Below are 10018 nucleotides of genomic sequence, written 5' to 3'. Positions count from 1 at the left end.
ATCCTCGGACACGACAACAGCCGTGTCACGGGGTCAATCAATTGGCACTGGCTTAACAAGCACCCTGTTGAGTTCTCAAACAACCAACACACACCGCAGACCTAGACCGTTGTGACGGTCCCGATCTCCCGGGGCATTCTCACTACCGTTCTATCCTAGCATCTCCGTTTTGCGGTGTCAAGTCCGGCTTGCCGTACTTTGTCCCGATTCACGGACACACAACGACTCTTCCGGTGGCCCGGTCGAGTGTCGTATGGTTTCGGCAGGACGTCCGCTGCGGCTCGTGTGATCGACCCGCGTACCTCGTCCGTGTCCCTGCCGGGGTGAAACCTTACCCGCTCCGCGTCCCGCATCCAAATCGACAATGTCGACTGGGTGTCGTCCGCCTTACGGGCACGACCTTCAGCCGGTCACCCGGTCGCTGGCCGATCAAGCTTGTCGGTAGGCCGTCCGACGCGTCTCGCGCGCCGCCCGTTTCCCTGCCGGCCATCTACGTTACCCCGGCTTCCGATCTCCACCAAATCGATCACTCGCTCGGTGGTGAACGGGGCCCGGTCGCGCAGAGCGCCACCGGACAGGTGCCCCGTGGCGCTCGCAAAAGCTACGTGGAACGCTGCGACAGAGTCAAATCGCGTCCAGCTCGACGCCGGCGAACGTCCGCTTCCCCTTGCGCAGCACCAGCAGCCCGCCGGCGAGCGCACGGTCCGCGGCGACGGCCTCCTCCGCGTCGCTCACCCGCTCGTTGTTCACGTACGCGCCGCCCTCCGCGACCGTCCTCCGCGCCTCGTTGCGGCTGTTCACGAGGCCCGCCGCGATGAAGAGGTCGGCCACGGACGTCCCGGGCGCCGCCCGTACCAACCCTGCCTCCGCCAACGCGGCGCGCAGTGTCGACGCGGAGAGGGTCGCGAGCTCCCCGCGGCCGAAGAGCGCCTGCGACGCGGCGATCACCTGCTCGGTCTCGTGCGCTCCGTGCACGATGCGGGTGATCTCCTCCGCGAGCTTGCGCTGCCCCAGCCGGGCCGCGGGCCGATCGGCCGTCTCCTTCTCCAGGGCCTCGATCTCCTCCCTGGACAGGAACGTCAGCTTGCGCAGCAGGCCGCCGACCAGGTCGTCCTCGAGGTTCACGAAGTACTGGTAGAGCGAGTACGGCGAGGTCATCGCCGGGTCCATCCAGAGGCTCCCGCCGCCGGTGGACTTGCCGAGCTTCTCCCCCGCGCTGTTGACCAGCAGCGGTGTGGCCATCAGGTGCGCCGACTCGCCGGTCACGCGGCGGATCAGATCGGTCCCGGCGGTCAGGTTGCCCCACTGGTCGCTGCCACCCGTCTGCAGGCGGCACCCGTACCGGCGGAACAACTCCAAAAAGTCCATGCCTTGCAGGATCTGGTAGCTGAACTCCGTGTAGCTGATCCCCGCGTCGGAGTTGAGCCGCGCGCTGACGGCGTCCTTGGTCAGCATCTTGTTGACCCGGAAGTACTTGCCGACGTCGCGCAGGAAGTCGATCGCCGACATCGGTGCGGTCCAGTCCAGGTTGTTGACCATCCGCGCCGCGTTGTCGCCGGTGAAGTCCAGGAACGGCTCGATCTGCCCGCGGATCCGCTCCACCCATTCCGCGACGGTGTCGGCGGAGTTGAGCTGGCGCTCCGCGGTCGGACGCGGGTCACCGATCAGCCCCGTCGCGCCGCCGACCAGCGCCAGCGGCCGGTGCCCGGCCAGCTGCAGCCGGCGCACCGTCAGGATCTGCAGGAAGTTGCCGATGTGCAGGCTCGGCGCGGTGGGGTCGAAGCCGCAGTAGTAGGTCAGTGGCCCCTTCGCCATCTCGGCGCGCAACTCGTCGAGGTCCGTCGAGAGCGCGATCAGGCCCCGCCACTGCAGATCATCAAGCACATCGGTCACGCGGCGATTCTCGCACCCGCCTCCGGGCGCGTCCCAACGCATTGTCGGCGTTTGCGGCGTCGGTACTGCCTGCGCCTACCTCCGCGCGTGGGAAGAAGTGTCGGTGGGGGTCGCTAGTGTGGTTGGCATGGCGGTAGTGAAGATCAACGCGATCGAGGTTCCTGAAGGCGCGGGCCCTGAGCTGGAGCGCCGGTTCGCTGCCAGGCAGGGCGCCGTGGAGGGGTCGAAGGGGTTCCTGGGCTTCGAGCTGCTGCGCCCGGTGGCCGGTGAGACCCGCTATTTCGTCTACACGCGGTGGGAGACCGAGGAGGACTTCCAGGCGTGGGTGAAGGGCTCCGGGATGGCGGCACACTCGGGTGAGCGGGCCAAGCCGGTGGCGTCCGGGGCCAGCCTGCTGGAGTTCGAGGTCGTGCAGAGCACCGGCCCGGCACCGGCCGCCGAGGGCTGACCCGTGGAGCGCTTCGTCCTGTTCCCCGGCCGGCATCACCTGCTCACCAGGTTCCAGGCCGGCTACCTGCGCGAGCTCGCCGGTGACGGCGGCCGCACGGTCGTGTGGGCGGTGACGAGCGCCAACCATCAGAACACCAAACGCAACCCCGTCGGCTATGACCGGCGGCAGGCGGCGATCGAGCGGTTCAGCGTGCAGGAGGGGCTGCGGTCCCTCGTGGTGCCGGTGTTCGACACCGCGCACACCGACCGGTTCGCCGAGGTCACCCTCAAGAGTGTCGAGTCCGTGCTCGGCCGCACCCTGACGCCGCACGACACCGTGGTGGCGTGCTCGACCCCCGAGGTCGCGGCGATGTATGCCGCGCTCGGGTTCGCGATCGCCGGCGTCGAGGCCGAGCAGGACCCGGTGCCCGACCGGCCGTGGGACGTGCTCCTCCGGCTCGCCGCCGGCGACCTCGCGTGGCGGGAGCTGGCGCACCCCGCGACGCTCGACGTCTTCGACCGGTATCGGCTCGGCGAGCAGGTCGCCCAGGTCGTCAACGATCCGGTCGTCGGTGAGGAGGGCGGCCTCACCACGACCCGTGACTACCGCACCTATGCCGAGGCGTTCGAGGCGAGCGCCGAGCGCAAGTGGGACCTGGTCCGCCGGCACGTGCGGCCCGGCAGGATCGTCGACGTGGGCTGCGGCGCCGGCGCGGTCCTCGCCCTCGCCGACCGGGAGCCGGCGCTGCGCGAGAGCGACCTCATCGGCGTCGAGGTCGCCCGTCACCTGTTCGAGGAGTGCGTGCACCGCAAGGCGCAGGGCTGGTTCACCAACCCCAACGTCTACTTCTACTGCCGCAACGTGCTGGGCGGTGCGGTGTTCCCGCCCAGGTCCGTCGACACGACGCTGACGTTCGCGCTGACGCACGAGATCTGGTCCTATGGGCAGCGCATGGACTCGCTGCGCCGCTTCGCCCAGGCCATCTACGACCACACGGTCCCCGGCGGCGTCTGGATCAACTCCGACGTGTCAGGCCCCGACAACCGTGACCTGCGGGTGCGGCTCGCGCTGCAGGGCGCCGCCGGCGGTCCGCTCATCGACCTGGACGGCCTGACCCGCGACGAGATCGCCGCCCACGTCGAAGGGCTGCCGACGCGTGCGCGGCTGGACCGGTTCGCCGCCGACTTCCACTTCCCGTTACCGTTCGACGCCCGGCCGGACGGCACCGTCGACATCGCCCTCGGCGACGCGATGGAGTTCCTCACCCACAAGGACTATCCCGACAACTGGCTGTCGGAGGCGCACGAGCAGTTCTGCGGGCTGGAGTTCGCCGACTGGAAGGCGCTGCTGACCGACGTGGGCTTCGAGGTCGACGCCGCGTCCCGTTCGTGGCGCAACGACTGGATCGTCGAGCACCGGCTCGCGCCGGTCGCGGCGCTCTCGGACCTGGACGGCGCACCGCTGCCGTGGCCCGACACGCACGTCCTGCTGGTGGCCCGCCGCCCGCTCAACACCTGACCCGCCGGGCGGGCGTCCGGCCATTTGAACCAGCGGTTGCGGGGTATCGGGCCCGGCGGCCGCGCAGCACGTACACCACCATCGGAGGGGCACCCGTGAAAGCGTTGCGGTATTCCGAATACGGGCCGTCGAGCGTCCTGCACGTCGTCGACGTCGACCCGCCGCAGCCCGGGCCGGGGCAGGTCAGGATCGCGGTGCGGGCGGTGGGCATCAACCCGTTCGACTGGAAGGTCCGCAGCGGCCTGTTCGGTGACACGACGCCGACCCGGCTGCCGGTGATCCCGCACGGCGACGTGTCGGGTGTCGTCGACGCCGTCGGCCCGGTCGCAGAGGGCTCCGAGCCTGACGTCCGGATCGGCGACGAGGTCTTCGGTCTCGCTGCCGGTGGGGGCGCCGCCGAGCACGCCGTGCTGAAGCTGTGGGTGGCCAAGCCGGCGGCGATGCCGTTCGAGGAGGCCGCCGGGCTGCCCGGCGTCGTCGAGGCGGCCGGCCGCGCGCTCGCGCTGCTGGGTCTCGAGAAGGGTCAGACGCTCGTGGTCAACGGCGCCGCCGGCGGCGTCGGCATCGCCGCGACCCAGCTGGCGGTCGCCCGCGGGGCGACGGTCATCGGCACCGCCAGCGAGCGCAACCACGCGTTTCTGCGCTCGCTCGGCGCCACCCCCGTCACGTACGGCGAAGGCATGCCCGACCGCATCCGCGCCGCCGCGCCGCAGGGCGTCGACCTCGCCCTCGACGCCGCCGGGAGAGGCGCGGTCGCGGGGCTGATCACGCTGACGCCCGCCCCGTCCGACGTGGTCAGCCTCGTGGACTTCGACGCGCCGACGCTCGGCGCCCGGGTCACCGACGGCTCGGAGGGCCGCGCCTGGCGCACTCTGGAGGAGGCCGCCGAACTGTTCCGCCAGGGCCGCTTCACGATGCCGGTCGAGCGGGTGTTCCCGCTGTCGGAGGCCGCCGCCGCCCATGACCTGAGCCAGTCCGGCCATGTCCGCGGCAAGGTGATCCTGGTCCCCTGACGCGGCCACCAGCCCGGCAACCACCCGGCGCGGCGAATGCCCGGACGGGTCGGCCGCCGCTCACCCGGCACCGCACCGCGCCCGCGGTCTGGCCGGGCGGTCTGGCCGGGCGGTCTGGCGGTGAGGTCTGGCTGGGCGGTCTGGCCGGGGCGCATCGCGTCGGCGGTCCTGCCGGGGTGAGCCGCGCCGGCACCCCGACCGAGCGTGACCAGCGGACGGGCCGTGGGTGCACTCCACCAGCCAGCCGCTGCTCACCCAGCACCCCAACCGCGCAGGCGGTCCGCTCGAGAGTGAGCCGCACATGCACCCCGACCGAGGGTGACCAGCGAGCGGGCCGTGGGTGCGCTCCACCGACCGGCCGCTGCTCACCCAGCACCCCAACCGCGCAGGCGGTCCGCCGCGCCAGCGGTTCCGCCGGGGGTGGCCGGCGCCGGCCACCCCGACCGAGGGTGACCAGCGGACGGCCGTGGGTGCGCTCCGCCGGCCGGGCCGCTGCTCACCCAGCACCCCGGCCGCGCCAGCACCCACCGCGCCAGCGGTCCCGCCGGGGCGCACCGCGCCGGCGGCCCACCGCGCGGGCGGTCTGGCCGAGAGTGAGCCGCGGATGTGCGGGGTCAGGCGTCCGGGAGCTCGACCGGGGACAGGTCGGGGCGTTTCGGGAAGCGGTCGTCGCCGGAGGACTTGCCGCGCAGGTGGCGGCCGACCCAGGGCAGCAGGTGGCGGCGGCCCCAGGCGAGCTCCGCCCGGAACACCTCGTGCCGGCGGCGGGGCGGAGGGGACGGCAGCGGCGAGGTCCATGACTCGTCGGTGCCGGGCAGGCCGGCGGCGTAGGCGAGGGCGGCGGCGATGCGTTCGTGGCCGGCGCTGTTGGCGTGCAGGCGGTCGTCGCTCCACAGTCGCGGGTCGGACGCGACCGGGTGCGCGCCGAGGTCCAGCAGGATCGCCCCGCTGGCGGCGCACGCGTCGCGGATCGCGGTGTTGAGGGCGAGGACCCGGCCGCGCAGCGGCTTCGCGATCGGCATGACCGGGGCGGGGTCCGGCAGCGTGAACGTGATGACCGTGGCGCCGCGGCCGACCAGGGCCTCCTGCATGGCGAAGAGGTCACCGGCGACGGCGGCGACGTCGAACGAGCCGCGCAGGATGTCGTTCATGCCGGCGACGACGGTGGCGAGGTCGGGCGCGAGGTCGAGGGCCGGCTGGAGCTGCTCGGCGCGGATGCGGGCGGTGGTGCGGCCGCGGATGGCGAGGTTCGCGTAGTCGAGCCGGTGGCCGGGCTGCGCCCGGGCGACGTGCGCGGCGAAGCGGTCAGCCCAGCCGCGGTAGCCGCCGGCGCCGTCCGGGTCGTCCATGCCTTCGGTGGTGCTGTCACCGATCGCCACGTACCGGTGGAACATCACGCGCTCCTGCTGGCGTACTGCTCGCGGGCGACGAGCACCGCCGGGAGGTGCTCGGCGGCCCACTCCCGGCAGGCGGCCATGGCGGGGAACAGCGTCCGCCCGAGCGGTGTCAGCGCGTACTCGACGCGCGGCGGCACCTCGTCGTACGCGGTACGGGTGATCATGCCGTCGCGTTCGAGGGCGCGGAGCGTCTCGGCGAGGACCTTGGCGGAGACGCGGTGCATGGGCACGCGCAGCTCGGAGAAGCGGCGCGGCCCGTCCTCGAGGCAGACGAGGACCATTCCGGCCCACTTGTCGCCGATCTGGAACGGCGTGGCGTTCGACGGGCACGCGGGGTCGAACAGGTCGCGCGGCAGTGGCTCGCTCACGCAGCCGAACGTATCGCACGCCCTGGTTACGTTGCAGTTACTGATATCTCCCGTTCTAGGGTCGCCGGCATGACCTCATTGGTGGTGTTCGGAGCGGGTGGGCGGGCCGGTCGGCGGATCACGGCGGCGGCGCGGGATCGAGGGCTGCGGGTGACGCCGGTCGTGCGGGACCTGTCACGGCACCCGGACGTCGCGGGCGCCGTCGCCGGCGACGTCACGGACGCGGACGCGGTGGCGGCCGTCGCCGCGGGGCACGACGTCGCGGTCAGCGCCGTCTACACGCCAGACATCGACCCCGCGCAGCTGTACGGCGCCGGCACCCGCTCCCTCCTCGACGGCCTCACCCGGGCCGGCACGAAGCGGCTGCTGGTCGTGGGCCTGGCGACAACCCTCGACGGTCCGGACGGGGTGAAGCTGTACGAGGCGGCGGACTTCCCCGACGCCTACCGCCCGTTCTCGCTCGGCCGGGTGGCCGAGCTGTCAGCGCTGCGCGACGGCCCCCTGGACTGGGTGGTGTTCACGCCGACGATGCAACTCGTCGACGAGCCCGGCACCGGCGCATACGAGGTCACCGCCGACCGCCGCCTCGCGGAAGGCACGACGACCTACGCGGACCTGGCCGCGGCGATCCTCGACGAGGTGACGTCCCCGGCCCACCACCGCACCCAGCTCACCGTCCGGACCCGGACCGCTCCCTGACCCCGGCGCCACCAGCCCGCGAACGCCGCCGGACGGCGTGGGACGACCCGCGACGACTCACGACTGGGAGAATGCCTCGAACTGTTCGGCGACGCCGGCGAGGTCGTCCTGCACCGTCTCGTCCCGCTCCTCGCCCACGACGGTCTCCAGCTTCCAGCTGCGCTGGCCCGGCACGTACGTGACGCGGATCGACGACCCGTCGCCCCTCCACAGCACGGCGGAGCGGTTGTCCGCGTCGAGCCGGCCGAGGAAGTCGCGGATGTCGTCACCGGTCGGGTGGTGCGCGAGCGAGCCGTCCTCGGTCGAGAGCCGGGGCACCGGCACCTTCAGCAGCCGGCGCGGCTGCCACAGCGCCGCGGGCTGGTGGCGGCCGGGCCGCTGGAAGCAGAGCAGCTCGCACTCGTCGGCCACCCGGTGCACGAGGTCGAGCACGCTCTCCGGCGTCTCCGGACGCAGGCTGAGCAGCACGTGCGTGTCTGCCGCGACGACCGGTTCGGCCCACCACGCGGCATCGACGCCGTCGAGCACCTCGCGGTGGAACCGCTCGATCCCCGGGCCCGTCGCGGCCCATCCGGTGTCGCCGCGCCGCAGCGCCTCGAAGCGGTCTACGCCCTGCTCAACGGTGATCGGCCGGGCCTCGAACCAGACACCGACCTCGATCAGCTCTGCCATGGAAGAACACCGTACGGAAGCGGCAGAAACGGGCGCAACTCAGCCACGCAGGGTGCCCGGCCGATCACCCCCCTGCCCCGTGATCAGGTCGGCGAGCCCGGATGCGTCGTGCGTCGCGAACGGCAGCACCAGTCCGTCGGTCAATTCGATCCGCACGACGTCGAACGGCAGCAGCCCCATCCGTCCCCAGGCGGTCATGCGGGTCCGGGGGCAGCGTCGTACCGACGCGAAATCACGCCAGTCGATCAACACCGGTGCCCCCATCGAACACCGCGGCTCCAGCAGCAGCCCGAGCGGCCCGCCGGCGAGCCGGACCGGCACCCCGGCGCCGAACCGGAACGCCGCGCCGACGCTCACGTACCAGAAACCCACCACCGCTTCGATGGGCAGGTGCCCGAACCACTCGGGTACGCCGCGGGCGTGCACGGCCCGCTGCCGGCGGCGGCTGCACCATCGCAGCGCCTCCCACACTCCGCCATGGTCGCGCGGGTTTGTGCTGAGGGGGTGAGGGCGTGAGGATGGGCCATGCACTTCACCTGGATCACGGGTGCGTCGGTACGGCCGGCCCGCGCCCTCAGCGTCGTGGTGGCCTGCCTGGCCCTGGTGACGATGTCGGGGTGCGGATCGGGCTCCGACGACGACGGCGCCGCCCAGTCTGCGCCGAACCCCGCCGCTGCCGTGACGAGCGCGAGCGGCGGCCAGTCGGCGGGCGTCAACGCCGCGGGCGGCGCGTCCGCGAGCCCGTCACCGTCCGCGGGCGCGACCGTCGCGGTGCCCGCCGGGGTGACCGCCGGCATCGTGATCTACGACCGGCAGGCGGGCACGTTCGTCATCCGGCAGAAGGGCAGCTGGCGCTTCCGTTCGGCGTCGCTGGTGAAGCTGCTGATCGCCCTGGACTACTTCTGGGACAAGGGCCCGTCCTACACGGTCCCGGCGGCCGACAAGCCGAAGCTCGACGTGATGCTGCGCAGCAGCGACGACAGCGCGGCGACGGGGTTGTGGAAGGCCAACGGGCAGCGGGAGATCGTGACCCGGATGGTGCAGCGGCTCGGGCTGCGGGACACGGCGCCGCCGCCGGCGAGCCAGCCGGGCTACTGGGGATACACCGCCGTGAGCGCGGACGACCTGGTGCGCGTCTACCAGTTCGTCCTCGGCAAGGCGCCGGCGCCGGTGCGCGACTACATCATGGGCAACCTGCACGCGTCGACGAAGTGCGGCACGGACGAGTACGACCAGTCGTTCGGCATCCCGAGCGCGTTCCGCAAGCCGTGGTCGGCGAAGCAGGGCTGGTCCGGTTTCGGTGACAACCCGGCCACGCCGTGCGTGGCGCCGGCGGCCTTCCCGGGTTCATCCGGTGCACTGGTGCCGGTCGCCGCGCCGAACGCACCGGACATGAGCGGCGAGGTGCTGCACACGACCGGCACCGTCGGCGACAACGACCGGTACATCGTGGCGGTGCTGTCCGTGCACCCGAACGGCACCCAGTTCGCGAAGGCGGCGGCGACACTGACGAAGCTGACCCAGTCGCTGCCCCTGCCGGCCGCGATGAAGAATTCCTGAGAGGCGTGTAGAGCACCGCGCGACGGCTCCGACCAGTCGGTGCAAAGCACCTGACGACAAGGAGCGTTCCCGTGAAGTACCTGCTGCTGATCCACATGAACCCGGACGTCTGGGCGACGCTGACCCAGGCGGACGTCGACGAGGTGATGGCCGGGCACGACCGGTTCATCACCACGATCACCGAATCGGGTGAGATGGTGAGCACGCACGCCCTGGCCGACCCGAAGGAGAGCGCCGTGGTCCGGATCCGGGCCGGCGCCGAGACGGTGACCGACGGCCCGTACGTGGAGGCCAAGGAGTTCCTCGCCGGCTTCTACCTGGTGGAGTGCGAGTCGAAGGAGCGGGCGGTGGAGCTCGCCGCCATGATCCCCGACGCGAAGTGGAACGCGATCGAGGTCCGCCCGATCGTGTTCAGTCAGTAGTCGCGTCGTCCACCGACCGTCACGGTGGCGATTCTTGTCGGTCGCC

11 protein-coding genes are annotated in these 10018 nt (G+C 72.0%); 6 read left to right on the top strand and 5 right to left on the bottom strand.

Features of this window, described 5'->3' with window-relative positions; translation table 11 throughout:
* Window positions 1-624: 624 nt before the first annotated feature.
* Window positions 625-1893 (bottom strand): tyrosine--tRNA ligase, encoded by a 1269-nt coding sequence (gene tyrS / locus ACFY3L_RS14110; protein WP_389322571.1) that lies wholly within the window; start codon window positions 1891-1893, stop codon window positions 625-627.
* Between the two features lie 127 nt (window positions 1894-2020).
* On the opposite strand from tyrS, the gene ACFY3L_RS14105 reads away from it, so the two are divergent.
* The 3 genes from ACFY3L_RS14105 to ACFY3L_RS14095 all read left to right on the top strand — a co-directional run bounded on the left by ACFY3L_RS14105 (window position 2021) and on the right by ACFY3L_RS14095 (window position 4854).
* Entirely contained in the window at window positions 2021-2341 is a 321-nt protein-coding gene (locus tag ACFY3L_RS14105) for an antibiotic biosynthesis monooxygenase family protein (protein ID WP_389322569.1), read from the top strand.
* A 3-nt stretch (window positions 2342-2344) separates the two neighbouring features.
* A complete protein-coding gene (locus ACFY3L_RS14100; RefSeq protein WP_389322567.1) occupies window positions 2345-3841 on the top strand; it encodes a class I SAM-dependent methyltransferase in 1497 nt (498 codons plus the stop codon).
* A gap of 95 nt (window positions 3842-3936) precedes the next feature.
* A complete protein-coding gene (locus ACFY3L_RS14095) occupies window positions 3937-4854 on the top strand; it encodes an NADP-dependent oxidoreductase (RefSeq protein ID WP_389322565.1) in 918 nt (305 codons plus the stop codon).
* Between the two features lie 614 nt (window positions 4855-5468).
* On the opposite strand, the gene ACFY3L_RS14090 is transcribed toward ACFY3L_RS14095, so the two are convergent.
* Entirely contained in the window at window positions 5469-6248 is a 780-nt protein-coding gene (locus tag ACFY3L_RS14090; protein WP_389322563.1) for an SGNH/GDSL hydrolase family protein, read from the bottom strand.
* Window positions 6248-6619, bottom strand: a complete 372-nt coding sequence (locus tag ACFY3L_RS14085) for a winged helix-turn-helix transcriptional regulator (RefSeq protein ID WP_389322561.1) — start codon at window positions 6617-6619, stop codon at window positions 6248-6250. The genes ACFY3L_RS14090 and ACFY3L_RS14085 overlap by 1 nt, the downstream gene beginning before the upstream one ends.
* 69 nt (window positions 6620-6688) lie before the next feature.
* Here ACFY3L_RS14085 and ACFY3L_RS14080 point away from each other — a divergent pair, with 69 nt between their 5' ends.
* Entirely contained in the window at window positions 6689-7318 is a 630-nt protein-coding gene (locus ACFY3L_RS14080) for an NAD(P)-dependent oxidoreductase (protein WP_389322559.1), read from the top strand.
* 57 nt (window positions 7319-7375) lie between these two features.
* Here ACFY3L_RS14080 and ACFY3L_RS14075 read toward each other — a convergent pair whose 3' ends face one another.
* Together ACFY3L_RS14075 and ACFY3L_RS14070 are read right to left on the bottom strand one after the other, a co-directional pair.
* Window positions 7376-7990, bottom strand: a complete 615-nt coding sequence (locus ACFY3L_RS14075) for a hypothetical protein (RefSeq protein ID WP_389322557.1) — start codon at window positions 7988-7990, stop codon at window positions 7376-7378.
* A 39-nt stretch (window positions 7991-8029) separates the two neighbouring features.
* Window positions 8030-8416 carry a hypothetical protein gene (locus ACFY3L_RS14070; protein ID WP_389322555.1) on the bottom strand — a complete coding sequence of 129 codons (387 nt, stop codon included), beginning with the start codon at window positions 8414-8416 and terminating at the stop codon, window positions 8030-8032.
* A 99-nt stretch (window positions 8417-8515) separates the two neighbouring features.
* Between ACFY3L_RS14070 and ACFY3L_RS14065 the strand changes: the two genes are divergently transcribed.
* Both ACFY3L_RS14065 and ACFY3L_RS14060 read left to right on the top strand, forming a co-directional pair.
* Window positions 8516-9550, top strand: coding sequence for a hypothetical protein (locus ACFY3L_RS14065; RefSeq protein WP_389322553.1), 1035 nt, complete (start codon window positions 8516-8518; stop codon window positions 9548-9550).
* 71 nt (window positions 9551-9621) lie between these two features.
* Entirely contained in the window at window positions 9622-9972 is a 351-nt protein-coding gene (locus ACFY3L_RS14060) for a YciI family protein (RefSeq protein WP_389322551.1), read from the top strand.
* The last annotated feature ends 46 nt before the right edge of the window (window positions 9973-10018 follow it).

Origin of the sequence: Dactylosporangium sp. NPDC000521 (genome assembly GCF_042898305.1) — a bacterium.
Taxonomy (GTDB): Bacteria; Actinomycetota; Actinomycetes; order Mycobacteriales; family Micromonosporaceae; genus Dactylosporangium.
This window is presented reverse-complemented; position numbering and strand designations above follow the sequence as displayed.

What these genes read in the sequence shown, in the direction of transcription:
- ACFY3L_RS14080 (WP_389322559.1), top strand. Translation starts at nt 6,689, where the DNA reads ATGACCTCATTGGTGGTGTTCGGAGCGGGTGGGCGGGCCGGTCGGCGG.
- ACFY3L_RS14105 (WP_389322569.1), top strand. Translation starts at nt 2,021, where the DNA reads ATGGCGGTAGTGAAGATCAACGCGATCGAGGTTCCTGAAGGCGCGGGC.
- ACFY3L_RS14065 (WP_389322553.1), top strand. Translation starts at nt 8,516, where the DNA reads ATGCACTTCACCTGGATCACGGGTGCGTCGGTACGGCCGGCCCGCGCC.
- ACFY3L_RS14075 (WP_389322557.1), bottom strand. Translation starts at nt 7,990, where the DNA reads ATGGCAGAGCTGATCGAGGTCGGTGTCTGGTTCGAGGCCCGGCCGATC.
- ACFY3L_RS14090 (WP_389322563.1), bottom strand. Translation starts at nt 6,248, where the DNA reads ATGTTCCACCGGTACGTGGCGATCGGTGACAGCACCACCGAAGGCATG.